At 34.8% G+C, this 26,771-nt stretch carries 23 protein-coding genes; 18 read left to right on the top strand and 5 right to left on the bottom strand.

Annotation, left to right across the window (positions count from 1 at the left end):
* The first annotated feature begins 65 nt into the window (after nt 1-65).
* From acpS to lepB, 7 genes are all read left to right on the top strand, one after another.
* A complete protein-coding gene (gene acpS, locus JZO69_RS06240) occupies nt 66-419 on the top strand; it encodes a holo-ACP synthase (RefSeq protein WP_207112031.1) in 354 nt (117 codons plus the stop codon).
* A 144-nt stretch (nt 420-563) separates the two neighbouring features.
* The gene (alr, locus tag JZO69_RS06235; RefSeq protein WP_207112030.1) at nt 564-1,682 is read left to right on the top strand and encodes an alanine racemase; all 1,119 of its coding nucleotides are present in this window, start codon (nt 564-566) and stop codon (nt 1,680-1,682) included.
* 15 nt (nt 1,683-1,697) lie between these two features.
* On the top strand, nt 1,698-2,078 hold the full coding sequence (locus tag JZO69_RS06230) for a type II toxin-antitoxin system PemK/MazF family toxin (RefSeq protein WP_207112029.1): 381 nt from the start codon (nt 1,698-1,700) through the stop codon (nt 2,076-2,078).
* A 410-nt stretch (nt 2,079-2,488) separates the two neighbouring features.
* The gene (locus tag JZO69_RS06225; RefSeq protein ID WP_207112028.1) at nt 2,489-3,193 is read left to right on the top strand and encodes a hypothetical protein; all 705 of its coding nucleotides are present in this window, start codon (nt 2,489-2,491) and stop codon (nt 3,191-3,193) included.
* Nucleotides 3,194-3,225: 32 nt separating this feature from the next.
* The gene (locus tag JZO69_RS06220; RefSeq protein WP_207112027.1) at nt 3,226-4,581 is read left to right on the top strand and encodes a coiled-coil domain-containing protein; all 1,356 of its coding nucleotides are present in this window, start codon (nt 3,226-3,228) and stop codon (nt 4,579-4,581) included.
* A gap of 33 nt (nt 4,582-4,614) precedes the next feature.
* Nucleotides 4,615-4,995: a LysM peptidoglycan-binding domain-containing protein gene (locus JZO69_RS06215; protein ID WP_207112026.1), complete on the top strand. Its 381-nt coding sequence runs from the start codon at nt 4,615-4,617 to the stop codon at nt 4,993-4,995.
* Nucleotides 4,996-5,326: 331 nt separating this feature from the next.
* A complete protein-coding gene (lepB, locus tag JZO69_RS06210; protein ID WP_207112025.1) occupies nt 5,327-6,181 on the top strand; it encodes a signal peptidase I in 855 nt (284 codons plus the stop codon).
* 225 nt (nt 6,182-6,406) lie between these two features.
* Here lepB and JZO69_RS06205 read toward each other — a convergent pair whose 3' ends face one another.
* On the bottom strand, nt 6,407-7,888 hold the full coding sequence (locus JZO69_RS06205; protein ID WP_207112024.1) for an AcpB/EbpR/MafR family transcriptional regulator: 1,482 nt from the start codon (nt 7,886-7,888) through the stop codon (nt 6,407-6,409).
* Nucleotides 7,889-8,079: 191 nt separating this feature from the next.
* On the opposite strand from JZO69_RS06205, the gene JZO69_RS06200 reads away from it, so the two are divergent.
* From JZO69_RS06200 to JZO69_RS06175, 6 genes are all read left to right on the top strand, one after another.
* Nucleotides 8,080-9,423, top strand: a complete 1,344-nt coding sequence (locus tag JZO69_RS06200) for an FAD-dependent oxidoreductase (RefSeq protein WP_207112023.1) — start codon at nt 8,080-8,082, stop codon at nt 9,421-9,423.
* 201 nt (nt 9,424-9,624) lie between these two features.
* The gene (locus tag JZO69_RS06195) at nt 9,625-9,852 is read left to right on the top strand and encodes a hypothetical protein (protein ID WP_207112022.1); all 228 of its coding nucleotides are present in this window, start codon (nt 9,625-9,627) and stop codon (nt 9,850-9,852) included.
* A gap of 240 nt (nt 9,853-10,092) precedes the next feature.
* Nucleotides 10,093-12,759 (top strand): YhgE/Pip domain-containing protein, encoded by a 2,667-nt coding sequence (locus tag JZO69_RS06190; RefSeq protein ID WP_207112021.1) that lies wholly within the window; start codon nt 10,093-10,095, stop codon nt 12,757-12,759.
* A 241-nt stretch (nt 12,760-13,000) separates the two neighbouring features.
* On the top strand, nt 13,001-14,164 hold the full coding sequence (locus tag JZO69_RS06185; RefSeq protein WP_207112020.1) for a cation diffusion facilitator family transporter: 1,164 nt from the start codon (nt 13,001-13,003) through the stop codon (nt 14,162-14,164).
* Between the two features lie 148 nt (nt 14,165-14,312).
* A complete protein-coding gene (locus JZO69_RS06180) occupies nt 14,313-14,651 on the top strand; it encodes a hypothetical protein (RefSeq protein ID WP_207112019.1) in 339 nt (112 codons plus the stop codon).
* 426 nt (nt 14,652-15,077) lie between these two features.
* Nucleotides 15,078-16,901, top strand: coding sequence for an amino acid permease (locus JZO69_RS06175; protein ID WP_207112018.1), 1,824 nt, complete (start codon nt 15,078-15,080; stop codon nt 16,899-16,901).
* A gap of 76 nt (nt 16,902-16,977) precedes the next feature.
* Here the strand turns inward: JZO69_RS06175 and JZO69_RS06170 are convergent, their stop codons facing one another.
* Genes JZO69_RS06170 through JZO69_RS06155 form a run of 4 tightly spaced genes read right to left on the bottom strand, consistent with a single transcriptional unit; the run spans nt 16,978 to nt 20,414 of the window.
* Nucleotides 16,978-17,652: an ABC transporter permease gene (locus JZO69_RS06170; protein ID WP_207112017.1), complete on the bottom strand. Its 675-nt coding sequence runs from the start codon at nt 17,650-17,652 to the stop codon at nt 16,978-16,980.
* Nucleotides 17,652-18,584 (bottom strand): osmoprotectant ABC transporter substrate-binding protein, encoded by a 933-nt coding sequence (locus JZO69_RS06165; protein ID WP_207112016.1) that lies wholly within the window; start codon nt 18,582-18,584, stop codon nt 17,652-17,654. The genes JZO69_RS06170 and JZO69_RS06165 overlap by 1 nt, the downstream gene beginning before the upstream one ends.
* Nucleotides 18,584-19,219: an ABC transporter permease gene (locus JZO69_RS06160; RefSeq protein ID WP_207112015.1), complete on the bottom strand. Its 636-nt coding sequence runs from the start codon at nt 19,217-19,219 to the stop codon at nt 18,584-18,586. Before JZO69_RS06160 ends, JZO69_RS06165 begins: the two co-directional genes overlap by 1 nt.
* A 4-nt stretch (nt 19,220-19,223) precedes the next feature.
* Complete coding sequence (locus tag JZO69_RS06155) at nt 19,224-20,414, bottom strand: betaine/proline/choline family ABC transporter ATP-binding protein (protein ID WP_207112014.1); 1,191 nt, start codon at nt 20,412-20,414, stop codon at nt 19,224-19,226.
* 499 nt (nt 20,415-20,913) lie between these two features.
* On the opposite strand from JZO69_RS06155, the gene JZO69_RS06150 reads away from it, so the two are divergent.
* The 5 genes from JZO69_RS06150 (at nt 20,914) to queA (ending at nt 26,452) form a co-directional block, all read left to right on the top strand.
* Nucleotides 20,914-21,612 (top strand): hypothetical protein, encoded by a 699-nt coding sequence (locus JZO69_RS06150; RefSeq protein WP_207112013.1) that lies wholly within the window; start codon nt 20,914-20,916, stop codon nt 21,610-21,612.
* A gap of 29 nt (nt 21,613-21,641) precedes the next feature.
* Complete coding sequence (locus JZO69_RS06145; protein WP_207112012.1) at nt 21,642-22,154, top strand: hypothetical protein; 513 nt, start codon at nt 21,642-21,644, stop codon at nt 22,152-22,154.
* A 224-nt stretch (nt 22,155-22,378) separates the two neighbouring features.
* A complete protein-coding gene (locus JZO69_RS06140; RefSeq protein WP_207112011.1) occupies nt 22,379-22,696 on the top strand; it encodes a PadR family transcriptional regulator in 318 nt (105 codons plus the stop codon).
* An 8-nt stretch (nt 22,697-22,704) separates the two neighbouring features.
* Nucleotides 22,705-24,252 (top strand): DUF4097 family beta strand repeat-containing protein, encoded by a 1,548-nt coding sequence (locus JZO69_RS06135; protein ID WP_242586601.1) that lies wholly within the window; start codon nt 22,705-22,707, stop codon nt 24,250-24,252.
* Between the two features lie 1,168 nt (nt 24,253-25,420).
* Nucleotides 25,421-26,452, top strand: coding sequence for a tRNA preQ1(34) S-adenosylmethionine ribosyltransferase-isomerase QueA (gene queA, locus JZO69_RS06130; RefSeq protein WP_207112009.1), 1,032 nt, complete (start codon nt 25,421-25,423; stop codon nt 26,450-26,452).
* The last annotated feature ends 319 nt before the right edge of the window (nt 26,453-26,771 follow it).

Below are 26,771 nucleotides of genomic sequence, written 5' to 3'. Positions count from 1 at the left end.
GAAAAATTGCTAAAATTTGATAGAATAAGAGTAATTTATAAAATAAAAAAAGAGGGCTTGGGAGAATGATAAGAGGAATTGGTATAGATATGGTGGAACTTCCCAGAATCGAAAAAATTATTGAGAATAAGTCTTCTTTTGTGCAACGAGTTCTCACTGATGATGAATATGTACTTTTTCAAGAATTATCGCATAAACGTCAAGTAGAATTTTTAGCAGGCCGCTTTGCTTGTAAAGAAGCTTTTTCTAAGGCATGGGGGACTGGCATTGGAAGTGTAGGGTTACGTGACGTTGAAATTTTGAAAGAAGAAAGCGGAGCGCCTAAAGTGACGAAATCGCCTCATGAGGGAAATGTATTTGTGTCTATTTCACACACAGATACCTTTGCTGTTGCCCAAATCATTTTAGAAGTAGACTGAATCAGAACTTGTTTTACCTATCGAATTTGAATAAAGGTTGAGATAAAAGCTGTTACACAGAGATTACTTGATTTTTTCAATGTAAGGAATGTAATGAACAGCTTTGACTTTTCTATTTTGGCCTAAAAAGAAAGAAGGACACATATGGTCGTAGGATGGCATCGCCCCACAAAGTTAGTGATCGATACACAGGCAATCAAAGAAAATGTTTACAATGAAGTAAAACGAATGCCGCAAGGAACAGAACTATTTGCTGTAGTAAAAGCCAATGGCTATGGTCATGGAGCTGTTCAAACAGCAAAAGCAGCTATTGAGGGTGGCGCTACTGGATTTTGTGTAGCAATCTTAGATGAAGCTATAGAACTAAGAGAAGCCGGTATTACAGAGCCGATACTGATTTTAAGTGTTGTCGATGTTTCGTACATAGACTTGCTGTTGCAATATGATCTGTCAGTGACGGTAGCAACACAAGAATGGCTGGAACAAGCAATTGAACGATTGAATCATATAGAAACACAATCACCACTAAAAATACATATAAAAGTTGATACTGGTATGGGACGAATTGGATTTACCACACCAGAAACCGTAAAACAAGCTGTTAAATTAACACAAGCAACAAAGACACTTATTTGGGAAGGGTTATTCACTCATTTTTCCACAGCCGATGAAAAAGATACACGCTATTTTGAAAAACAATCAGATCGTTTTCAAGCAGTATTATCTGCGCTTTTTGAATTACCTAAATATGTTCATGTAAGCAATAGTGCAACAGCACTTTGGCATCCAGATAATCCAGGGAATATGATTCGTTTTGGCATAGCGATGTATGGACTGAATCCGTCTGGACATGAGTTATCTGAAGTCTATCCTTTGAAGCCAGCTTTGAGTTTAGTATCGAAATTGATTCATGTGAAAGAACTCTCACCTGGCGAAGGAATTGGTTATGGCAACACGTATACAACAACAGAAAGTGAATGGATCGGTACTATACCAATCGGTTATGCAGATGGATGGTTGCGTCATTTACAAGGATTTTCAGTATTAGTAAATGGAAAAAAATGTGAAATCGTCGGTAGAATCTGTATGGATCAATGTATGATTCGATTGTCGGAAAAAGTAGCAGTAGGAACGCAAGTCACTATGATAGGACATGACCATGGAGAGAATATCACAATGCAAATGGTGGCAGATAAACTAGAGACGATCCACTATGAAGTGGCATGTACGTTTTCTGAACGTATGCCAAGGGAGTATAAATAGAACAGGAGGTTTCAAATGGTCAAAAGGGGTGACATATATTTTGCAGACTTATCCCCTGTTGTAGGATCAGAACAAGGGGGAGTACGTCCAGTACTAGTCATACAAAATAATTTAGGTAATCATTTTAGTCCAACCATCATCGTAGCAGCAATCACAGCGAAGATGGCGAAGCCAAAATTACCAACACATATAGGAATCAATTCAGAAGAAACTGGGATCGAACGTGATTCGGTTATTTTACTAGAACAGATTCGCACGATTGATAAAATACGTTTAAAAGAGAAAGTTTGCCATTTGAGTATAGATATCATGGACTCTGTTGATCGAGCATTAGGAGTCAGCGTAGGAATTTTAGAAGCAGAACTAGAGGAAGAAAATCTTGGTACATATCGTTAACGTATCAGGTCGTTATCAGCCAAAATAATAGAACATATTTTGTTTTTATCAGTGATAGATACAAAAATCAATTTACTGTAATGCTAAACCATAGGGAGTTACTATCTACTTATACATTGTTATTTATACTTATTAGAATTAAACAGTAAAAATACTGATATTGGGAAAAGAAAACAGACTATTTATACGAAATAATTGATTTCATCTGATTCAAATAATAAAAAAATAATAAATTATCGTAAAACCTCTATTGTTTTTATTGACTTTAAGCTTGTTTATAAAAAAAAGTTGGCAATAACGTGACGTAATGTTACAATAAACTATGTATAATTGGGTGGAAAGTGAATAACTTTCAAAAAAAACGATAAACACAGTGTTTTTTTATTACGGGATAAAGGAGTTTATATTTGATGACGATTTTTATGTTTGTATTGGTAGTAATACTGTTTCTTTTTTTCAGTTATCAGTTGTATGTTCGCTTCCAGCTGGAAAGCTTAGATTCTGATAGTCCAAAAATGAAACGAAAGATCAATTTTTATAAGTATCAAGAAAATAATCGATCACTTTTATTTTTGATGATGGCAGCAATTATTTTTTGTCTAATACTTTTTGGAATACTTTACAATCAAGATACTTTAAGAAAAGATAATAAAGATTTAGAGTTGAAAATAGAAGAGATTAAAGATGCCAGAGGGGGAGCTTCTTCTGGCGCTGAGATTGAAAGCTATAAAGAAAATTCATTAAAATTAACTGAATTCCCTTGGAAAAAAGTAGTAGAAAGTCGAGATGCCCAAGCGTTAGATAACTATGAACTTCAGCTATTAAGAGATTGGCAGCCCTTTTTTGGCGAAGCAAATGTGGCAATCATGATCAGTCAAAAAACGGAAACATTAACAGTTTCAGTTTTTCCAACATCACTAACATTTAATGATTTTCAAACGGCTGAAAAAAACATTGAAACATTTATTAAGGAATTACAGCCAGTAAAAGAAATCACAATGATTGATTTTAACTTTACATATCGAGATAAAACAAACAAGCTGTCTAAACAATCGTTCGTTTATGCAAGAGAATCGAAAGAGGCTAACTTAGAAAGCGTAAAACTAGACAAATAGAGTAGAGAAATAAAAGACGGGGTGTAAAACGTATGGCAAAGAGACGGTTAATTAAAAAAATTAACGAAGTTTCCGAAGAAGAGTTATCACAAGAAGTAGATTTCAATTCGGAAAGTGAGCAGCAGCCAGCTGCAGTGACAACAACGAGCAATAATACTTTGTTGGCAGAACAAGAACAAGAGATTACACGATTAAGAGAATTGATCGAAGAATACAGATTACAAGAATCTGAATTTGAACAAAATAAAGAAGAAAATTTCCGTTTATCTCAACAAAATAAACAATTAGTGCTTAAAGTGGAAAGTAATCAAGATGAGCTTGAACTGTTGAAAGTCACAAACGATGAACTGGCAACACAACTTAACCAAAAAGAAACAGAACTTTTGGAATTAGAAGATGCGCATGAACCTGTTGATTCAACAGAAGAAATCGATCAACTAAAAACACAAATAGAAGAATTGAAAAAAGTAAATAGTAGTGGACAAGAACAAATTGCTTCTTTAGAAAAAGCTCTTGTTGAAAAAGACAAAGCATTGGAAACACAAATTCTTGAAAAAGAAAAAGAAATACAACAATTACAAGCAGATCTAGCAGCCCGAGGAAATATCGGAGAAAAACAAGAAGCATTGGAGACGGTGAAGATGGAATTAGAATCATTGAATGAAAAACTTCAAACTACTAATAAAGAAAATCAAGAGTTAACACAAAAACTTGCTGATCTTCAAGAACAAATGCACCAATTACAACAAGAAAACCAAGAACTAAAAGACAAAGAAATCACGCTATCAACAAGTAGTGATATTTCAGTTGATAACAGTCGCGTGGAAGAACTTAAAAAAGAATTGGAAACAGTACTAAAAGATAAAAGCGAATTAGAAGCAAATCTAGGTCGTATCCAAGGGTTGAATGATAAATATTCTATTCAAAAAAATGTATTTGAATCTGAATTAGCTGGTTTAAGAAGTATCTATAAAGAAAAAGAAGAAGAACTAGAAAACTTAAATGCTGAACTAGAAACAATGCGCAGCATGTCTGCTACAGGGGAAGCTACAGGAAATCAATTAGCTGAACTACTACAAGCAAAACAACAAATCAATGATTTATTATTGAAAAACCAATCTTTACAAGAAGAAGCTTTGAAATCACAACAAGAAATCGGTGAAGTAATGGTTTCTGCTAAGAAAGAAGCAAACCGTATCATTAGCGAAGCACAAGTTGAAGCGAAACACATGGTCAACTCTGCTGAACTTGAAATGCTAAATATCGGAAATCGTGCGAAAAATATCTCTAACGAAGTAGAAGAGTCTAAGAATGAAGTAATGACGATCTATCGTGAGTTAGAAGAACGCTTAAACAAATTATCACGTTTGGATAAATCAGGAAACTAATTATTGTAAGACGTGAATGAAGGGAAGAACAATATGAAAAATCGAATCAATAAAAAATACCCTATACTGTTGATTTTTTCTACAATATTGTTTAGTACTGCGATTTACTTTATGTCTGGTTCATTGGTTTTAGGTGCATCAGCTGGAGGTTCATGGACCCCAGAAACAGCTGGTGATGGAGTTTCGATACCTGCTCCTGTAGACGGTGCACAGTCACAAACGACTGACAATGCCACTGCGACTGCTGAAAGTAAACAAAATGAAGAGCCTAAAGAAGTCTATGTTGTCAAAGGTGGACAGACATTATGGGAAATCGCTCAGGATTCAGGAGTATCGGTCCAAACATTAATGAATAAAAATCAGCTTGGCAATAGCTTTATCATTGAAGGTCAAGAATTAGTATTGGATAAATAAGAAAAGTTAGTGAGAAGTTAAATCAAAAAGGTTTCGGCTATCATGACTAAATGTTATCAAATTAGGTGAGTGGAGCAAAACTTTTAAAAGTTTTGTTCCACTCACTTTTTTCAATGAATCAGTAAGAATGAAAATATAGTGAGAATACTTTGCTAGGAAAATGAGTAAAACAGCCAGTTTAAATCATAATCGATATACATAGTTTCAATCTTGTCATGATGAAATAAACGCTACGCAGTGCTTCTTTACTTTAGGTCGTTTATATATGGAAAAAGATGCGACAGTCTGTTATTCTTAAACTAGAGCATAAACGGTATGATTGAGGTGTATCATGGATGAAATCAAAGAACGTTTTGAACGCTTAAAACGTCAATTAAAAAGGAAGTTTAATAAAGGGAAGCAATCAAAAAATAAAAATACTAGCAAGAATAAAAGGCCGCAACAGCCAAGACCTAAAAAGAAACGTCCTCACCCGAAAGAACGTCTGGGTTCACTAAGAGAAGAATCTGTAATGAAACCAAGACCTAAGAATAGGGAAGAACTTGTTAGTAATTCAGCGCCGATCAGTAAAAAGAAAAAAAAGAAAAAATTAACAAAAGAAGAAGTTGAAAAAAGAAAAAAGAAAAGACGAAAAGAGAATATTATTGAAATCGTAAAGTTTATGTTTCCAGTAGTTTTATTTGCATTGTTTGTCTTTTTCTTTATCTTGAATACTTCTCCTCATATGGTGGACGGAGACTCGATGAAGCCGACACTACTCAATGGAGATCGAGTGATAGTGCGTCGCACAAAAGAACCAAAAAGATATGAGATCATTACATTTAAACCACCTGTAAAAAGTGAGTTTCAGTATGTAAAACGGATCATTGCTATGCCAGGAGACTTAGTATGGACTGAAGGAAATGATTTATTTATCAATCATCAGGCAGAATCGTTGCCAAAAGTTTCAGAATTCTCCGCAGCTAGTGAATTACCGGATGGAACAATCAAAATAAATGTGTCTGAAGATTGTTTGGAACAAATGTCACAACTGAAAAAAATTCCTAAAGGGCATTATTTTGTATTAGGAGATAATCGAAATAATTCAAGTGACAGTAGAGCTTTTGGATTAGTTGATGGTCAGGCGATCGAAGGGGTTGTTTCGTTTAGATTTGCTCCGTTTGATGATATCGGATGGATAAAATAAAAAAACGATAAAATTTTATCGTTTTTTTTATTTTATCTAAATGAATGCAAGTGTTTTGAATTTTGTTATAATTATAAAAATAAAAACAAAATAAAATTAGAATTTGTGGTATGATATACATATAATAATTCTCATTAAATTTAGTAGACATAGAGAAAACAGAGAACAACGAGGACGTATTCTCTGTTATAATTTCAGTTAGTGATAAATGGAACAAGCGATTTGTTATCGTTTATCAATTAGACGAATAATCAAATTTTCAATTTCAGCCATATCATAACTATTACCAATATCTGAAAAAATATAGATCAGTTCTTGTTTCTCAGCAATCATATCACTATAAATATTTGAAAGCAGTATATCGTAATGACTATCTTCTTTGAACGCTTCGGCTTTAATTGGATATTTGTGGCCTAAAATATTTGTTAGATGCTGAATCACTAAATCACCGACGAAGGGATTTAATGAATGATAGACACCAATCGCAATTTTTTCTTCATTCAATTCAGCAATGTGATTTAAAATGATCGTATAGTGGATTTCAGTGAATTTATTTTTATAACTGCCTTTTTCACCATCTTGATCAAACTTTTTAGTCGCAATATCCATCAGTTCAAAAACTTCATTACCAGAAAATGGATGACGATGAGCGTTGACGATCGATTTAATCGTCCAACTATCGAACGGTAAGATGAAACCATCAAAGTAATAAAGCTGAGAATGCAGCTGAAACAATAAATTTTCAATGTATAACAAACGAGCTGAAGAAGCGTAGCTGGATAAATAGCCTTGCTGTTTTAGATATTTTAAGATAACTTTATTCATATAGTTTAAATAAGAACTTTCTCTACGCTGTTTTTCAGCCAATCTAAATGCAAAAAATGAATTAGGCGAAAAATTATGCATAGAACAAAAGAAATCATAAAACATGTAGGCTTCGTAAATAGTATATGGACGGTCGATTTTTTTCATATATGTATGTAAGGCTAAATTAATCTCTTCAAACAACGGTCGATCGGGATAATCATAGTTAGGACTGATGACTGGGTTGTAATCTGCAGTCAGTCGGCGGAAAGAAATTTTCATCCACAGCTTAATTTGCAATACTTCAGTTGGATCGAAAGACAGATTAAGAGACTCTTTCAAAATATCTACAAAACCTAGATATTGATTAGCAGTTTCTTTTTCCAGATTAGACTTATCTTCAAAAAGAAACCAAAAGAAATTAAAGAAGAAATAACGAATCTGTTTTTCTTCACCGACTAGTTTTCCACGCTTGATTTGCAGTCGGAATTCTTTGAGAAGTTCATTTAATTCCGTAATCTTGCGATAATAAGTCGCAGAACTAATCGCATAATTCAGTTGAAAATAATCACAAGTTAATTCACCTTTGTTGAACAATTGATTGACCATCTGAAATTTAATGGATTTTTCTAAAAAAAGAACAACAACTTTCTTTAATGGGAAAGTTAGGTGTTTTTTCAAAGAAATATTCTCCCCTTGCAAAGTTATTTCAACTTCTTCATCTAAGTTGTTTTCTTCAAGAAAGCTTTGTAGAAAAGATAAATATTCATTCAAAGTTGGTAAGCTGATTCTAAATTCACTAACTAACTCATTTTTTGTTGCACTGCCTTGATTGTTGTATAAAAATAATAATATATCATTCATATAATCAAAGGGCTTTTCTAAAAAATCTCGTTTAAGCATAATAGACACCTCACTTTAAGCATACTTGATTCGTGAGAAAATGGCAATACGGAACTTATAAAAAGAAATTTTCTACTTATTATTATTTTAAAATAATGATATTTTATATATAATGGAACAGAATGTTATTGTTATTTTGTATTTATAAAATTATAGCGATGACTTATTTGATTGAAGGGAGAGGAACCTTGGTGAAAGTGGTAATTATCGGGGCCTCACATGGAGGGCTTCAAGCAGCACTGACGTTAAAAAAGTTAAATTCTCGAACTGAGGTTCTTCTAGTCGAAAAAAGAAGTGAGGTTAGCTTTGTTTCAAGTGGAATCGTTTTGAAGATGAATCAAATGGTCGATGAATTAAACAAAGTGAGATATATAACATCAGAAGAATTAGATGATAAAGGCGTGGATGTGTTACTTAACGCAACAGTTACTGCGATAAATCCAAAGAAAAAAATAATCATTTATGAAGATATTCAAGGGAAATATTATGAAGTAAGCTATGATAAGTTGATTCTTGCAACAGGATCAAATCAATTTTCAACAAATATAACACTACCAAGTAAAGACAAAGTAACTGTTTTTAAGAGCTATTCTAGTTCTGTAGAAGTGTTGGGAAAACTAGAAAAAGCCAAATCAATCTCTATTATCGGTGGTGGGTACATCGGCGTAGAGTTGTGTGATGCATTAAAAGGACAAGGAAAAGAGGTTCATTTGATTGAAAGTGCAGATTCTGTACTTTTCCGTTATTTAGGGAAAGAAATTTCGTCAATCATCGAACAAAAAATAAAAGATTCTGGTGCGTTTCTTCATCTGAACGAAAGTGTTATTGGATTTTCAGATATTGATGAAGAGATGTTTATAACAAAAACAACCAATGAAGAAATCAGAAATGATTACGTGATCGTGGCAGTGAATGCACGTCCAGATACATCTTTGGTGAAAGACTTTTTAGATTTAAATACAAACGGAACGATTCGTGTTAATGAACAAATGCAGACAAGTGATCCAGATATTTTTGCTTTGGGAGACGTTATTTCTTATCCTGTACGCAACAGTTACCGTAAATCATTTATTCCTTTAGTGAATAATGTTGTAAGAAGCGCCACGGTTGCAGCGATGAATGTGTTGGGACATTCTATGAAATATAACATGACGCAAAAAACGACGGCGACTAAAATTTTCGACAGTTATGTGGCTAGTACTGGTTTAACAGAAGAGGAAGCTAAGTTTGAAGGTATTGAAGTAGAAGGGATTTTTTTAACATTACCATGTCAACTACCTTACCTTGAATTACAAGAAGATGTGCATATCAAATTAGTTTTTGAAAAAGGATCACACAAATTGATTGGTGGGCAATTAATGTCTGAAAAAGATATTACTCAATCGATCAATACATTATCTTTAGCAATTGATAAGGAAACGACGCTGGAAGAATTAGTTACAATGGATTTTTACTTTAATCCGGCAATCAATCAGCCGATGGGGATCATCAGTCGGGCGGCGTATGATTTTTTGATTGAGAAATATAAAGTATAGACGGCTTATTGTTTTGATAAGGTGGATTATCAGATGAAAACGCGAATGATATTCTATTACTATGTCAAAAATCAGTGAAATACTCATATTTTATTTCTGCTATTTTTTTATATAATTTTCATTTTTTTGATAAATGCAAATTACTACTACTTATTCTTATTAAAGCTTATAATAGAATAAAATCTCTAGGGGGCATAGCCGATGAAAGCAGAAGAAAAGCAATTTTATGACTTCATAATGGATCGAACAAAAGCAGACCATCAAGATGACATGAAACATTTGCTGGCAGAATTGATGGAGAGAAGATCAACGGATAAGCTTGATAAGATGTATCTTATGAGCGTGGTTCCTAGAGCACTTTCTTATTTAAATCCTGATTCAGTAAATGAAGTGAAAAAAGTAGTATCAGATTTTTCAGCAAAACTATAAGTAAAAAAATAAAGGCAAGCTGATTCATTCGGATGAGTTTGTCTTTTTTGAGGTGCCGGGAAGTATTAACTGAAAAAGCAAAAGCAACAATTGAAGTTTAGAAATAAACACATGAAGAAAATCTCTACGACAATTCAAGAAACCTGTCGTAGAAATGGACAAAAATAGGAATTTTCATTTGTTATTGATAAAAAAATTATGCTAAAGTATATCAGTCATTAAAAAGAGTAGGTGAGCAGGATGAAACACATAAAAAATACATTGAAGTTATTTAAATTAGATTGGCAACGGATTTTTAAAAACCCGATCGCTACATTTTTGATTATTGCACTGATGATCATTCCATCACTTTATGCATGGTTCAATATCAAAGCATTGTGGGATCCATACGCAAATACAGGAGAACTGCCGATTGCCGTATACAGCGACGACAAAGCTGCGACTTTCAAAGATAAAGAAGTCAATATTGGTGATGAGGTCTTGAAAAACCTTCATAAAAATAAGCAGTTAGGCTGGAAATTTGTTGATTCAAAAGAAGAATTGGATAAAGGGGTCAAATCCGGTAAGTATTATGCCGGGATTTATTTACCAAAAGATTTCTCTAAAGATCTATTGAGCTTTACAACAGGAGAAATTACTAAACCAAAAATAGACTATTCGATCAATGAGAAAATCAATGCAATCGCACCAAAAATTGCAGACAAAGGCGCATCATCATTACAAGCCCAAATCACAGATCAATTTATCAAAACCGCCAGTAGCACGTTAGTTGGAGTGTTTAATGATATTGGGTACAATTTAGATTCTAATTTAGTCAGCATCACCAAAGTAAAGAACATGATTCTTTCAACCGATGAAAATATTGATCAAATCGATAAGTACACGCAAGAGGTTGTTGCTCTCCATGGAAAAATGCCGGAGCTGAAAACAAAGTTAGCTAAAGCAAATGAATTTGTGGATTATTTACCCCAAGTCGATGCTTTAGGTACAAAACTAGTTGATCTAAATGATAAGATGCCGACGATCAAAGAACAGGCAAAAGTTATTTTAACCTTGCAGGAGAAAATTCCAGAGATTCAAAATGCTGGTAAACAATTAGCGATGATCGATGAAGATTTTGCTTCAGTGGAACAAACGATGAATGAAGGAATCAATGAAGCCAAACAAGGATTGACGATTATTCAAGGTGTTCAAAACGCATTACCAGAAATCCAAAAGCTAGGTGATCAAGCGGATAGTTTAGCTACGGCAACATCTGAAGGAGCGGCTAAATTGCAAGAAGCTTTACCTGGTATTACAAGTAGTATGAAAGTAACCTTACAAGCAATCCAAACGATCAGTTCAAGTGTGGCTTCGGTTGTTGAGCAACTGCGGGACAATCGTTTGACACCGGCTGAACGTGAAGTGTTAAAACAAGAGCTATCAGAAAGCTTAGGTCGTCAACAAGTGGTCATTCAGCAATTGATTCAAACACTGACACAAATTCAAGAATCAGCGGGAAATCAAGACCTGCAACCGACGATTGACAAATTAAATACAGTTAACAGCATGATTTCAGTATTAAAAAATAAAGTGGATAGTCTAGATGTAAATGCGATCACTGATGCTGATCTCCAAGCTATTCAAGATGAAGCAAATCAAATTGCAGCAACTGCTGGAAGCATTGATGTTGATGCTGTATCAACGATGGTCAATAATATCTTAACGAAATTAATTGCGACGGTCTCTACTGCTCAAGGTCTTCTTAACCAAGCGAAACAAATTGATTTCGCCGCGTTATTGAGTTCAACAGAAACGACAGTAGCCAATGCAATCGGCATCTTGGAAAAATACCAAGCGGAACTCCCTGCAATCAAACAGGAGCTCCATGATGCAAATGTTTTATTGAATGGTCATATGGATACAATCGTAAACGGCATCAATAAAGGAGCCGAATTATACAACAATGAATTACCAGTTATCGAAGAAAAACTTGGATTAGCCGCAGCTTTTATCAAAAATGACTATCCAGGAATCAAAGAAAATATTACCGATACATTAAAAACAGTCAATGAAAAAATGCCAGATCTTGAAGCTGCTTTGGATAAAGCCAATGACTTAATTCAAAATGATTGGCCAAATATCAAAACTGGGCTTCATAAGGCCGCTGACGCGATCCGTAAAGGTGAAAAGGATGTCGACCTTGGGCAAGTGATAAAACTGCTTAAACTTGATGCTAACGCTGAAAGTGACTTCTTCACTAAACCCGTTGAAGTTTCAGAAAATAAAATTTATCCGATTGCCAACAATGGATCAGCAAGTACCCCATTTTACACAGCACTTTGTTTATGGGTCGGCGCAGTTTTATTTTCAAGTGTTGCAACAACTGATTTTTATTTAGATGAAAAAGACCGTGGCAAATATTCTAAACGAGAACAATTTTCTGCACGAATGATGACATTCTTAGTAATGGGCTTAGCACAAGCCTTGATCGTTACTTTAGGAAATTATTTTCTTTTAGGAGTAGATGTGAGACAACCAGTTTATAGTGTTTTATTTGCTTTATTGATTGGCTTTGCATTTATGATGATGGTTTATGTATTGGTCGGACTGTTCGGGAATGTCGGAAAAGGTGCTGCGATTATTATCTTAGTGCTCTCTATTTCTGGCGGTGGGGGAAATTATCCAATCCAAGTTTCCGGGAAGTTCTTCCAATTTATCAATCCATTTTTACCATTTACTCATGCCGTTAATTTATTGAGAGAATCCGCTGGGGGAATTTACTGGCCTAATGCTTGGAAGGCGATCATAATTTTGTTAAGCATCTCAATTGTCTTCTGTGTATTAGGGATCTTCTTGTATCCTTATATTGAAGAAAAAACGAAAAAATTGGCGAAGGTTTCCCATGAGAGCCATATTTTCCATTAAAGATATGTAGCTATCAAAAAAGATTGAAATAAACCGACAGCGGTTATGTTTCAATCTTTTTTTGAGTAAGTGATAATCATAGCTTTCAAGGTGTCCCTAACAAAAAAACAAAGAACTCCAATCAATCAAATTGGGGCTTTCTAAACAATAAAAAGTCACTAATAAAGCTACATTTTTCTATACAAATTTGTAAAATCATTTTATAGTCTTAAGATATGCTAAAAACGAGGTAGGGGTTATTATGATAAATTTTTTAATTGATCGTTTTGAAAAAAGACAACAAAAAAGTTCAGATATTCGAACAGCATTTGGTATTTTTGCCGGAATCATCGGTCTATTGTCCAATATGCTGCTTTTTGTAGGTAAACTATTGATTGGACTGGTTTCTGGTAGTGTATCAATCATGGCAGATGCGATGAATAACTTATCAGATACAGTATCATCAGTTCTAACATTAGTTGGTTTTTATATTTCTGGGAAACCGGCAGATAAAGAACATCCATATGGTCATGAACGTTTTGAATATATCAGCGGCATGTTAGTTTCGTTATTGATTACCTTTGTCGGCTTTCAATTTTTTATGACATCTATCGATCGAATCAGAGATCCGCAAAGCATTAAGGTGACACCTGTGATTTTGATCGTGCTATTATTGTCTATTTTGATTAAGGTTTGGCAAAGTGTTTTTTACCAACGAGTTGCTAAAAAAATTGATTCTAATACCTTGGTCGCAACAGCAAAAGATAGTTTAAATGATGTATTTACGACCATTGCTGTATTGGTTTCAGCAACAATTGAAGGTCTTACTGGACTTAAAATCGATGGTTGGGTTGGGCTATTGATTGCATGCTATATTATTTTTAGTGGGTTGCAATTGATTCGTGAATTTGTGAATGAGCTGATGGGGTTACGTCCTGATCAAGAGGCTATCGATGAAATGAAGCTATATTTATCATCTGTTCCAGATATTGTCGGCTATCATGATTTACTGATTCATCAATATGGGCCAAACAAAACATTTGCTTCGGTTCATATTGAAATCGATGATCGTTGGGACTTAACCCAAGCGCATGAAACGATTGATGAAATCGAAAGGAAATTTAAAGAACAGTTGGGTGTTGATCTTGTCTGTCACATTGATCCAGTCAACTTACATGATCAAAGACAACAGTTTATTCATCAAGAGTTGAAAAAGATAATCAAAGCAATCAACAGTGAGTTAAAAGGGCATGATATTCGTTTGGTAGATCATGGTGGCAAGCCACGGATATTATTTGATTTAGTCGTTCCAAATCATTTTAAGGCAACGGATCAAGAATTAAAGATCCGTATCCAAGAACAGGTTTATAGAAAAATTGGTGATTATATAGTAGAAGTGACATTTGATCACAATTATCTCCTTTGAATATATCAAAAATGATAAAAAAACAGTATGAATTAATTCGATTTTCTCAAAAATATTTATAAAAATAGCTGTTTTAACTAAAAAAATGAAAAAATCTATCTCCGTAACATGGTACCATAGGTATGAATTGTTAGGAGGAATTAAAAAGATGGATTTGAATGTATTAGTTATTCTCTATTTTATGGTTGTTGTGATTGTTGTTTTAACGCTCGTTATCGTAAGAGATAAACAATTTTTACGGAATTTATTGACTAAAAAGGACATACAGCTGGAAGAAATCACAGATTTAAAACTGAAGGAAGTCCGTTTAAAACATATAATAAAAATGCAAGATGAAACCATTTCTCATATGTTGATATCAAATCCGCAATACTCTAAACCGCTAGAGTATTCAAAAAGCTATTCGCTGCAAGAGCCGGAATTAGCCGTTCAAGAGTGGCATTTGGATGAATTTGAGAGTATGAATCAGGAGTATTACCAAGTATAGGAAAATAGAAACCACTAGGAAATGTGAGTATACATTATCTTAGTGGTTTTTGTTTTTCTCATATGTCAACCTATATACTAAAGATAAAAAAGAAGAAGTTAAATAGAGCGTAATTAATCCTACTTGGTATAACTGGCTTGAAATGTGATTCCGTTTTTACAAGCGACTGTTCTATATAAAACAGTGACTATAAAAGAGGAAATGCGAAATGTTTTTTTTGTAAGAACAATCTTGATAGAATGAAGAAAATCACTGGTCTAAGAATTTCTTTAATAGATAAAGAGGAAGAGATGGATATTTCAATAGTTTATCAGGTAAATAATTGACAATCTTAAATTAGAAGCGTAGCATATGTGATTGTTTGCGGAAAAAACAATTTTTTTCTGAAAATAGAAAAGAAAAAATCAGAGAAGGAGAGAGAAAAAAGTGGACTATTTAAAACGATTGTTTATCGGAAAACCGCTAAAATCTGCTGAAAACGATGAGCATAAATTAAGCCGATTTGCAGCGCTTGCGTTGTTATCATCAGATGCGCTATCCTCAATTGCTTATGGGACAGAACAGATCGTTGTCGTACTCGTTACTTTATCTGCTGCTGCTATTTGGTACTCGTTACCTATTGCTGCGTTTGTTATTATTTTACTTATTTCATTAACGTTATCGTATCGACAAATCATTCATGCCTATCCTCATGGCGGCGGAGCATATGTAGTCAGTAGTGAAAACTTAGGTAAAAACGCTGGTTTGATTGCCGGCGGCTCACTTTTAGTTGATTATATGCTAACTGTTGCGGTTTCTGTTTCTGCTGGGGCTGAGGCAATCATTTCAGCGGTGCCGGCTTTATATGGTCACCAAGTGGCTATTTCAATTGGGATTGTTTTACTAATTATGTTGATGAATCTGCGAGGGTTAAGAGAATCCGCCGGTTTTTTGATGTTTCCTGTGTATAGCTTTATTGCAGTGATCACCTTACTGATTGCTACAGGTTTATTCAAAATCATTACTGGATCCGTTCCTCTTCATGCAACAGCGATACCGGGAACTGTGGTGCCAGGAATCACGATTGCATTGATTTTACGAGCATTTTCTTCTGGTTCTTCGTCATTGACAGGTGTTGAAGCAATCAGTAATGCGGTACCTTTTTTCAAAAAGCCTAGAGCAAAAAATGCTGCTGGAACCTTAGCTTTGATGGCTGGTATTTTGGGATTCTTTTTTGTCGGAATCACGTTTATCAACTATTGGTATGGAATCGTGCCTCAAACAGAAGTAACTGTACTGGCTCAAATCGGAAAAGCAGTTTTTGGTCAAAACATTCTTTATTATGTGCTGCAATTTACGACAGCTTTGATTTTGGCAGTAGCTGCGAATACAGGTTTTTCGGCTTTTCCGGTGCTAGCATACAATTTAGCAAAAGATAAATTCATGCCTCATATGTACATGGATCGTGGTGATCGTTTAGGCTATTCTAACGGGATCTTGACATTGGCTGCAGGTTCAGTAGTTTTATTGATGATTTTCCAAGGTTCAACAGAACGATTGATTCCACTTTATTCGATAGGTGTATTTATTCCGTTTGCATTATCTCAAACAGGGATGGTTATCAAATGGCGTAAAGAGACTAAAAAATGGTTGTCGAAATCGATTGCTAATATTGTTGGAGCGTTTATATCATATGCAATTATCATTATTTTATTCGTATATCGTTTAGGAGATATTTGGCCATTTTTTATTATCATGCCGATTTTGATTTTTATTTTCTACAGTATTCATGCTCATTATAAAAACGTGGCTGAACAACTGCGCTTGGAAGAAACGGTGCAGCAGCAGGAATTTTACGGAAATACGGTGATTGTCTTAGTGGGAAATGCCACGCAAGCCAATGTTGGGGCAGTTAATTATGCTCGTTCGATCGGTGATTACGTGGTTGCCATGCATGTCTCGCTTGATGAAAATGTTGATAAAGAGAAAGAAATCGAAGCAGAGTTTAAAAAACACTTTCCCGATGTTCGTTTTTCCGTTGTTCATTCATCTTATCGATCCATCACGAATCCAATTCTTCGATATGTCGATTTGATGAGTAAAAATTCAGCGAAACGAAATTATACGACAACTGTTTTGATTCCGCAATTTGTCCCTAATCGTCGCTGGCAAAATATTTTGCATAATCAAACAAGTTTACGTTTGCGCCTACGTTTATCTTGGCGAGAAAATATTGTTGTTGCGACCTATAGTTATCATTTGAAGAAGTAATAAACAGCAAATAAAAAAACTTAGCTACTATTATGCATTGAGTATGCAGTAAAAGTAGTTAAGTTTTTTTTATTATTTAATTTGTTGAATGTTTACTCGCTGGATCTAATCGGCGTTCGATCATGCCTAATACCCAGTCTGTAATGATTGCCATCAATGCTGTTGGTAAAGCACCAACAAGAATGATCGCTGTACCATCTGTGGCATTGGTTCCACGGATAATAATATCACCAAGACCGCCGGCGCCCACAAACGCACCAATGGCAGTGATTCCGATCGCCACAACTAAAGCATTGCGGATACCTGCCATGATCACAGATACTGAAAGCGGCAATTCTACCATGTAAAGGAGTTGCCATTTTGTCATGCCCATTCCTTTACCTACATCTAAAATATTCCGATCGACTTGAATCATACCAGTATAAGTATTTTTGATGATTGGTAAAAGTGAATAAAGAAAGACAGTGACAATAACGGTGTTTACTCCAAGACCAAGACCGAGCATTAAAATTGAAAGCATTGCTAGAGAAGGGACCGTTTGGATCAAATTTGCGATACTCACGACCCAACCAGCCATTTTTCTTCTACGAGCAATGAAAATGCCTATCGGTATTCCAATGATTGCGGCAAATAATACACCATAAATGGAAATCAGAAAATGTCGGACAAACTGGCTCAATACATAGCTGCCGTTTTGTTCAAAGTAATAGAAAAACTGCTGCAGCAAATTCATATCTTGTAAATTTTGCATTATTTCCCACCTCCTTCATTTTCAAAGAAATGGTGTTCTTGTAAGAAGGTCTCAGCTACTGTTTCAGGTTCCATCAAGTCATTATCGGCTTGATAGTTTAACTTTTGCATGGTTTCTGTAGAAATTTTTCCTGATAGTTTAGCTAGAACATCTTTTAATTCAGGATGTTTTTTTAGGATTTCATCAGTTGCAACAGCACAGGCGTCATAAGGTGGGAAGAAGTGAAGATCATCTTCTAAAATCACTAAATCATAACTGCCGATACGGCCATCTGTGGAATAACCTAAAACGACATCCATCTTATTAGCTGCAACTGCATCATATACTAACCCAATTTGCATCGGGAAGACTCGTTTGAAATCAAATCCGTATGTTTCTGTGAAACCTTTATACCCATCACCTTTTCGATCGATCCAAGAGGTATCTACACCTGCAGTCAATTGATCACCGACTTTTTTTAAATCGCTGATTGTTTTTAAATTATACTTTTTGGCAGTTTCTTGAGTGACCATAAAAGCATAGGTATTAGCAAAACCATAAGAGTTGAACCATTTTTGCTGGAATCGTTTGTCAAACTCTGATTGTACAACAGCAAAGGCTTTTTTAGGATCTTTGATCGGCTCCATATTTAAGGTAGTCGTCAAATCGGTCCCAGTATAACGTGCAGCCGAAATTTGAGCATCGCCATTCATCATTGCTTGATGGTTAATGGTTGTTGTCGCTAAATTATTGATGATCGTAGTTTTTTCATCTGTATAATGTTCGATCATCCCGGCAACTAAACTTGCTAATATTTGTGCTTCAGAGGTAATTCCTCCTGTTATCGCAATGGTAGAATCATCTGAGTTTGAAGATAATCCTGGCAAGGAACAACTGGATAATAATAAAATACTGCTAAATGCAATAAGTAATAATTGTAATTTTCGTTTCATTATTCTGCCTCCCTTAGCGCTTTAGGAGTTAATTTTTTCTCTAACAAACCAAGTAACAGGTCTGCAGCTAGGGCTAAAATAGTGACAGGAATGGTTCCAGCAAAGATCAAATCTGGTTGATAATTGTTTAATCCGCTGAAAATAAAGTCTCCAAGACCGCCAGCACCAATATAAGAAGCTAATGTTGCCCAAGCAATCACATAAACGGCAGCTAGTCGAATCCCAGCCATGATCGTCGGCATAGCAATCGGCAGTTCAACCATAAAAATCGATTGTAAATTTGTCATGCCCATCCCTTTGGCAGCGTCTTTATAATCCGAGCTGACTTCTTTGATACCAATATACGTATTTCGTAAAATAGGGAGCAGTGAATAAATAAACAGTGCGATAATTGCTGGAATTTTTCCAACACCAAAGATTGGGATCATCAACGCAAGTAAGGCTAATGAAGGGACGGTTTGTAAAGCACTAGTCAAACCAATAATGATTGCAGCTGTTTTTTTAGTTCTTGTTAATAATATCCCGATCGGGACTGCAAATAAAATTCCTAAAATAAGCGCGATACCTGAGATAAAAATGTGTTCACCTATTTTAGTGACAAGTTCATTTCCTCGTTCTAAAAGAAACTGATTCATTTTTTTACACCTCCGCTTGAGGTTGTTTGACATCAGTTGTTTCTGGTTCACTTGGAGTTGGTGCTTCTTCTGACTCTTCTTCACCCCAAATTACATCATAAACGATATCTACCAATGATGCTCGAGTTAAGATACCAACGACTTTTTGTTGATCGTCTACCACAGGAACATATTTTAATCCGCGTTTTAAGATTCTTTGTAGCGTATCTCGCAATAAAGAAGATTTTTTTACAAAGAATACTTTTGGATTCATGATATCACTAACACTTGTAGCGGTATTTCTGCGTCGGTCAAGTGTTTCAACGTCGATAAAGCCTTTTAAGACCCCTGATCCGTCAACCACTAACAATGTATCAACACGTTTTTCTCTCATCAGTTTGATGGCTTCGGATAAAGATTTTTCCGGTGTGATCGTGATTGCGTTGTTCAGCATAACTTCACCCACAGTGGTAATATCCGGTTTCGCTTGGATCAAACGGTCTTCGCCAATCAGCTCCTCCACGAATTCATTAACTGGATTACGAAGAATATTATCCGGTGTATCAAATTGAATAACTTTCCCTTCACTCATGATCGCAATTCGATTTGCTAATTTTAGCGCTTCATCCATATCATGGGTTACAAACACGATCGTTTTTCCTAAACGTTCTTGCAGATCTTTGACCAAATCTTGCAGAGAGTCTCTGGTGATCGGGTCTAATGCGCCGAAAGGTTCATCCATCAAGATGATATCTTGATTCGCAGCTAGCGCTCTGACAACACCGATTCGTTGTTGTTGACCGCCGGAAAGTTCGTTTGGATAACGATCTAGCATTTCTCTAGGTAACTCAACTAGATCGATCATTTTTTCTGCAATTTTATTCCGTTCTTCTAAATCAACTTTTAAGAGCTTAGGCACAAGTACGATATTTTCTCTGATTGTCATGTGCGGCATTAAACCGATATTTTGAATGACATAACCAATTTTTCTGCGTAGTTCTACTGGATTGATCGTTAAGATATCTTCTCCATTGATCAAAATCTTTCCTTTTGATGGATCAGTCATCCGATTGATCATTCGCATAGAAGTTGTTTTCCCACTGCCACTGGTTCCGATAAAGCAGATAAATTCACCTTTATCAAAAGACAGATTGATGTCATCTACAGCGATTTTACCGCCTTTGTAAATTTTTGAAACATGTTGAAATTCGATCAACTTTCTCACCCCAAATTCTTTTTTCTGGTTTTTACTTCCCAATCAAATTTGTCAGAAAATAAATCATATAAAATACTATTACGGTCATTTTATGCTATTTATTTCAGAACAGATTGGTTTTATCTGTGTTTCTAAAAAAACATTTCTATTACTAGTATGCTACAAAACAGCGATTTGGACAAATCTTTAATATTTTTATATGAGAAAAAGTTTGAAAAAATTATATTTAATAGTAAACAAACTAAAAATTGTTCTTAACAAATCAAAATCTCTGCGATTAACTTATAGGAAAATAGATAACGAGTGGTAGATTAACTATTATTCTATTGACAATAGTTAGGAAGCTTAGTATATTGTTGTCTAACTGCTATTATTTTATGAATAATAGAGAATGATCAGGAGAGGGAAATTTGAAATATAAATATTATATAGTAGAAAAATATAAAAAATATACAGAAAAAATCAATAGTTATTGTCGTAAAAGGAGCCAATTAGACGTATGAAAAAAATGGGAATAGTTATTATGTTAGCTTTTATAGTTGTTGTTTTGAATGGATGTACAAAGCCTACCGATCCTAAAAATGTTGCTACAGCGTTCATCAATAATGTGATTTATCATAAAGATGCAGAGCTTGCTGAGCAATATTTTTATCAGATCGGTGCACCCACTCAAGCGGATTTGATGCAGGATTTTTCGGAATTATTTGATTTGTCAAAAGAACAGGCGCAAGAATTAGTAACGATTTATCAGGAATGTCTTGAAAAAGAAACAAGTTTTTCGATAGAGATGAAAGACAGCAATTCAAAAAAACAAGAAGCTGAAGTGACGATTATCGGGCTGGATCAGACAAATTTTGACCAACTTATCGATCAAAAAACAGAGGAAGAATTAGGACAATGGTTAAAAACTAGAGGATATGAGAAGATCGATCATCTAGAAGATATCGATAAAATCTCTGATGAAAAACAATTAAATAATATTTTAAAAGAATTAGCTGAATTAAAAGATGAGGACCTTAATCAAATCCAATTTGAAGCACTAAAAAAAACATTTAAAGAATTGAAAGCAACAAAAGAGCCGACGACAATTCATTTAGAAGTAATGCCAGATGAGAAAGAGAAAAAATATTGGCGCATTGTGGATGAAGAAACACGCTTTAATGAATTGTTGGATGCCTTTCAAGGAGAAAAGCAGTAAAGAAATATGTTGATTAAGGAGAAGTTAGAATGAAAAAATATATAGTAGTGTGCATAGCTTTTTTGATGATAGGTGTCGGGACTACTCAAACGACAGTTACCACAGACGCTGTATTTTCTAAAGATGAAGCAGTCAAAGAACGCTTCGCTGTAAAAAGAGAACGACTTGCCAAAATTGTCTCAAAAAAGATTGCCGATGTTGAAAATTCAATCAAGAAAAAACTAAAAGAACAGGAAGTAAAAAAAGAACAAAAAGAGGCAATAAAAACAATAGAAGAAGCAACAAATCAAACAGTAACCCAAGAGGTAGAAAAAGAGTGGTCGACAGCCTCTGAGCAAACAGACGCTCAAGCGCCGATAGAAGATGCATCGCAACCAAGTGATGTAGGAGCAGATACAGTTTCAGGAGCCACTGCTAGTGGCAGGGAAAGAGGGCAAAAAAACAAGGAGTGGGGCGAACGCTTGAGCGATCCTAATTTGACACCAGAAGAGCGTCAAGGTATCATTCAAGAGAAAAAGAATTACAACCGCAACAACCACTGAAAAAGGACTGGACAGTAGCTTGCATTAAAGTACAAAGCACTTTAGTGTCAGGGTTATTTTGATACTTTTTAGAAAACGTAGTGTTACTGTAACAAGCAAATTTGTATTTCTAAAAACAAATCAAACTAACTTAATTGCTCTTTTCATAATCAATCTATTTCAGTGGATAGTTATGATAATTGTGGGTAATTTGTCAATCAAAACTGTGATAAGGGGATTGAGCAATGAGGGCTTCCAGCCAATTTAAAAAAGGCGCTTTAGAGATGTGTGTGCTTCATTTTATACAAAAAGAAGATCGATATGGTTACGAGTTAACACAACGAGTGAATCAGTTTATACCAATTACCGAGGGGGCGCTTTATCCGGTTTTACGCCGATTAGTTAAAGAATCCTATTGCAGCATATATACCAAAGAATCACCAGATGGTCCTTCCAGAAAGTACTATCAGATGACTAATAAAGGAACAGAATATTTGGCACTTTTAGAACATGATTGGGATGAATTCGTTGAACAAGTAAGTAAGCTGAGGGAGGCAGATTAGTGAAGACAATGGACGAATATTTAAAACAACTAAAGGCTGCTTTTGCTGAAGAAGATATAGAAGACTTTAATGAGTTAAAGGAAGATTTACTGGAGCAGTTAGCCATTTGTTTAGAAGAAGGGCAGACAGAAGAAGAAGTCGTGGCTAGGCTTGCACCACCAGAAGAGATGGCCGCTGATTATTATGCAGATTTAAGTTTAGCTGCAGCAATCAATGCCAAGACTTCAGTTGTACCTAGAGAAGACATACAAGATGTGTTTATTAAAACACAGAAAAAAAGAATGCAAAAATTTATAAAAATGGTATTTAAAGTCCTAAAACCACTACTAACGTTAGTAATGTCGGTATTATTTATCTTTTTCATGATCTATACAGTTAGGGAGCTAAATGTAGAGCAGAATTTGGCAGGAATCCCAATGGTTTTATGCTTATTATTGTTGGCAATTATTTTGCAATTAATAAAAGGATGGGTCTTCAAAAAGCAACACTGGATTAATGGCCTGTCAATTGGTTTACTGGCCTTTGGAACGGTTATGTTGTTGTTTTTTTCAGTAACTGGTCGATTGATGTATACAGGAAGACAATATTATAAAGAGCTCGCTCTTTCTTCGAATAACCATGCTGCGTTCAGTTTTGATTCAGATGCAGATGTTGAGATTACGACAGTTGAAGTATCCAGTACAGAAAAGCCAAGTCTGATGGTAAAGGGCCGATTTAAAGAAAGTGATATACGAAAAATCGAAAATGGCTCTTATGACAACAAAGTCAATTTAACGTTAGATAAAGAGAATATCTTTGACACATTCACTCGGACAGGGCGTTCAGAAGTGATTTTCTTTATCCCAAAAGGAACGATTCTTGATGATTTTCACTTGGGTTTAAGTCGGGGAGATTTACGTTTGTTGGACATCCAAACAAAGAATTTTAATTTAGATTTAGTTTCAGGGGATGTCTATGCGAAAAATATTATTGCAGATGAAGGCAACATCGTTAGTGAGTATGGAGACGTGATCATAGAAGAATCTGCAATGAATTTGGATGTTAAAAGTGCTTCGGGCAAAACAGTTATTACTGGCATGTTAGGCGATTTAACGATTGAGGGCAATAAAGGATTATCTATTTTAAAATTCTTGCGCTCAGACAACATTGTCTTAAACAATCATTCTGGTCGTATGATTTTAGAAGATTCTGAAACAAAACAGCTAAAAGCAACAGCAACGGATGGTCAAGTAATCGTCAAACGAACAAAAGGAGATCTTTTGCTAGTCAATGAAAAAGGCAAAATTGTTTCTGAAGAAAATCAAGGTACATTAGAATTGAAAAATGAATCTGGACCAACAATTGCCATCCAAGATAGCAAGGTAAATGCAAAAGTCTCTAGTCAGTCTGGCTTTATCAAGTGGCTACAGGATCCTAGCCAATCAGTAAAAATAACAGCAAACACAGGAACTGGTGAGCTGAAAAATGATTTTTCTGCAATACCAGATAATGAAAAATACAAAATTGATGTGAAATCTAAAACGGGAGATGTCAAAATTCTCGAAAAAGTTGAATAAAAAGTAACAAGTCCGTATAGTTTGAAAACCTGATAATAGGTACATATTTGTTTGTATTATTTGATGTAGAAGTCCATAGTTATGTAAATTAGATGTGAGGATTTAAGGTGTGGAGTAAAACTGATTTTTGAGTTTTACTCCACACCTATTTTTCAAAGAAGTTTTAAGCGCAAATAGAATGGGCTATAAGCAGTGTTGAATGCTGAGACTTTTTGATCTAGACACACAGATTAGTTGAACCTCAAAAGGGCTCTTTGTCTGAACGAGTAAAGTTTCATGAGAAAGAATTCAATGTTAAAAAAGGATCAAGGCATATTCATAATAAAACAAGATAAACAAAAAATTTTCTGACACTTTGTTGACTATGAAATTGTTTTTCTTTAAAATGAATACTAGATAGAAACAAAAATAATAAAAAAAGGCACTTCACAGATCAGTTGGCGCTGATCCATGAAGCCCTGAGAAGTCAGAGAACGCTGACCAATCAAGTTGCCGTGTCAATGCGTAACATCGACATATTCCATTTTACTCAATTTTTGGAGAAATATCTAGAACTTTCTTTTCTAGTGTTTAAGATGGATAATGTGATGCCTATTTGTTGAACATGCAATGGTGTTGGTGAAATTTACCAACACCATTTTTTATTTTGTTTCTATCTGAAGAGCGCAAAGAGTTGTGTTTGCTAGATAGTGATAGACTGAAGCCGACAGTCTAAAGCTGTCCAACCAACACAGCCTTTGCAATTATAGAAGTCTCAAAGACAAATAGAATCGTTAAAGTGGTAATGTTCTTTGGTGGATCAAACATTTGTCTTTGGGACTTCATTTAACATGAACAGGTGTTTAAGTAAAAATAAGAATATTAATTATATTCTAACATTATGTATAAAAAGATTTCAAATGTTAATAAATTCAGATTACTTTGAAATCAGTTTTCTGCCGCATTTTAAGTTGAGTGAAATAAGCTTTTGTCTTAGCCTAAAGCTTCATAATCATAACTAGATTCAAACAGGGTAAGACACTTTTATTTCTTTACTTCTTAAAAGCCAGCTGTAAGTGTCAATGACTGTTTAAATTTACTACTTGTTAGTACGGGTTTCTCTTCATAGCCAGATAACATAAAAAATGGTAGAATAGCCAAGACAAATCAAGTAGAGAGAGTGACAAATATGCTTAGTACAGAAGATTTTGATTTTGATTTACCAGAAGAGCTGATTGCTCAGACACCACTAAAAGATCGAACAAGTTCACGTCTGTTAGTTTTAAATCGTGAAACAAAAGAAATTGAAGACAAACACTTTCATGACATCATTGATGAATTAAATGCAGGAGATGCACTGGTCATGAATGACACACGAGTACTGCCCGCTCGCCTTTATGGGGAAAAACCTGAAACAGGTGGACATTTAGAAGTACTTCTTCTAACGAATACTGAAGGCGATACATGGGAAACGTTGATCAAGCCAGCCAAACGAGCAAAAGTCGGAACACAAATTAGTTTTGGAGATGGTCGTTTAACAGCAACTGTTGTTGAAGAATTAGAACACGGCGGACGAATCGTCACATTCAAATACGAAGGAATCTTTTTGGAAATACTAGAATCACTTGGCGAAATGCCGTTACCGCCGTACATTAAAGAGCGTTTAGAAGATCCTGAACGATATCAAACAGTCTATGCAAAAGAAAATGGCTCTGCAGCTGCTCCTACAGCCGGTTTACACTTTACACAGGAATTACTTAGCAAGATCCAGGAAAAAGGCGTAAAGCTAGTTTATTTGACCTTACACGTTGGATTAGGGACATTCCGTCCAGTGAGTGTAGATAATATCTCTGAACATGAAATGCATAGTGAATTTTATCGTTTAACAGAATCAGCAGCAGAACAATTAAATGATGTTCGAAAGAACGGTGGAAAAATTGTTGCCGTAGGGACGACTTCGATTCGCACATTAGAGACGATTGGAACAAAATTTAATGGACAAATCAAAGCGGATAGCGGCTGGACAGATATTTTTATCACACCAGGCTATGAATTCAAAGTTGTTCAAGCTTTTTCAACCAATTTTCATTTACCTAAGTCAACATTAGTAATGTTGGTCAGTGCGTTTGCAGGAAGAGATTTGACACTTGCAGCTTATCAGCATGCGATCGATGAACGTTATCGCTTCTTCAGCTTTGGAGATGCGATGTTTGTAAAATAATAGCAAAAATCTAAAAGTCCCTCCAACTCAATTAAGAGTAGGAGGGGCTTTTTTCTGCGAACTATAGTAATAGAGTTGAGGAGGATATTTAGTTTCTTGTTGAGAAATAAAACGATTAGTGAAAAAAATACTATGTAAAATCGTAGATAACTAAAACAAAAAAAGATTTTAATTCTAGCTTTTTAATTTTTTTAAAACAAGTAGATAAAAAAGAATGTGATCTTGCAGTTTTACATGAATATTTCAAGTAATAGTTTTATCATTAAATAAAAACATACCGAGATTTTTTCCAATCACGGTATGTTTTTTTATAATTTCT

This window comes from Candidatus Enterococcus ikei (assembly GCF_017316105.1).
GTDB lineage: Bacteria > Bacillota > Bacilli > Lactobacillales > Enterococcaceae > Enterococcus_L > Enterococcus_L ikei.
This window is presented reverse-complemented; position numbering and strand designations above follow the sequence as displayed.

Bases quoted from the DNA above. Each gene is read 5' to 3' on its own strand.
- JZO69_RS06195 (WP_207112022.1), top strand. From the start codon at position 9,625: ATGAAAGCAGAAGAAAAGCAATTTTATGACTTCATAATGGATCGAACA.
- JZO69_RS06145 (WP_207112012.1), top strand. From the start codon at position 21,642: ATGAAAAAATATATAGTAGTGTGCATAGCTTTTTTGATGATAGGTGTC.
- JZO69_RS06135 (WP_242586601.1), top strand. From the start codon at position 22,705: ATGGACGAATATTTAAAACAACTAAAGGCTGCTTTTGCTGAAGAAGAT.
- alr (WP_207112030.1), top strand. From the start codon at position 564: ATGGTCGTAGGATGGCATCGCCCCACAAAGTTAGTGATCGATACACAG.
- JZO69_RS06205 (WP_207112024.1), bottom strand. From the start codon at position 7,888: ATGCTTAAACGAGATTTTTTAGAAAAGCCCTTTGATTATATGAATGAT.
- JZO69_RS06140 (WP_207112011.1), top strand. From the start codon at position 22,379: ATGAGGGCTTCCAGCCAATTTAAAAAAGGCGCTTTAGAGATGTGTGTG.
- JZO69_RS06160 (WP_207112015.1), bottom strand. From the start codon at position 19,219: ATGAATCAGTTTCTTTTAGAACGAGGAAATGAACTTGTCACTAAAATA.
- JZO69_RS06190 (WP_207112021.1), top strand. From the start codon at position 10,093: ATGAAACACATAAAAAATACATTGAAGTTATTTAAATTAGATTGGCAA.
- JZO69_RS06215 (WP_207112026.1), top strand. From the start codon at position 4,615: ATGAAAAATCGAATCAATAAAAAATACCCTATACTGTTGATTTTTTCT.
- acpS (WP_207112031.1), top strand. From the start codon at position 66: ATGATAAGAGGAATTGGTATAGATATGGTGGAACTTCCCAGAATCGAA.
- JZO69_RS06225 (WP_207112028.1), top strand. From the start codon at position 2,489: ATGACGATTTTTATGTTTGTATTGGTAGTAATACTGTTTCTTTTTTTC.
- JZO69_RS06180 (WP_207112019.1), top strand. From the start codon at position 14,313: ATGGATTTGAATGTATTAGTTATTCTCTATTTTATGGTTGTTGTGATT.
- queA (WP_207112009.1), top strand. From the start codon at position 25,421: ATGCTTAGTACAGAAGATTTTGATTTTGATTTACCAGAAGAGCTGATT.
- JZO69_RS06150 (WP_207112013.1), top strand. From the start codon at position 20,914: ATGAAAAAAATGGGAATAGTTATTATGTTAGCTTTTATAGTTGTTGTT.
- JZO69_RS06230 (WP_207112029.1), top strand. From the start codon at position 1,698: ATGGTCAAAAGGGGTGACATATATTTTGCAGACTTATCCCCTGTTGTA.
- JZO69_RS06165 (WP_207112016.1), bottom strand. From the start codon at position 18,584: ATGAAACGAAAATTACAATTATTACTTATTGCATTTAGCAGTATTTTA.
- lepB (WP_207112025.1), top strand. From the start codon at position 5,327: ATGGATGAAATCAAAGAACGTTTTGAACGCTTAAAACGTCAATTAAAA.
- JZO69_RS06170 (WP_207112017.1), bottom strand. From the start codon at position 17,652: ATGCAAAATTTACAAGATATGAATTTGCTGCAGCAGTTTTTCTATTAC.
- JZO69_RS06220 (WP_207112027.1), top strand. From the start codon at position 3,226: ATGGCAAAGAGACGGTTAATTAAAAAAATTAACGAAGTTTCCGAAGAA.
- JZO69_RS06185 (WP_207112020.1), top strand. From the start codon at position 13,001: ATGATAAATTTTTTAATTGATCGTTTTGAAAAAAGACAACAAAAAAGT.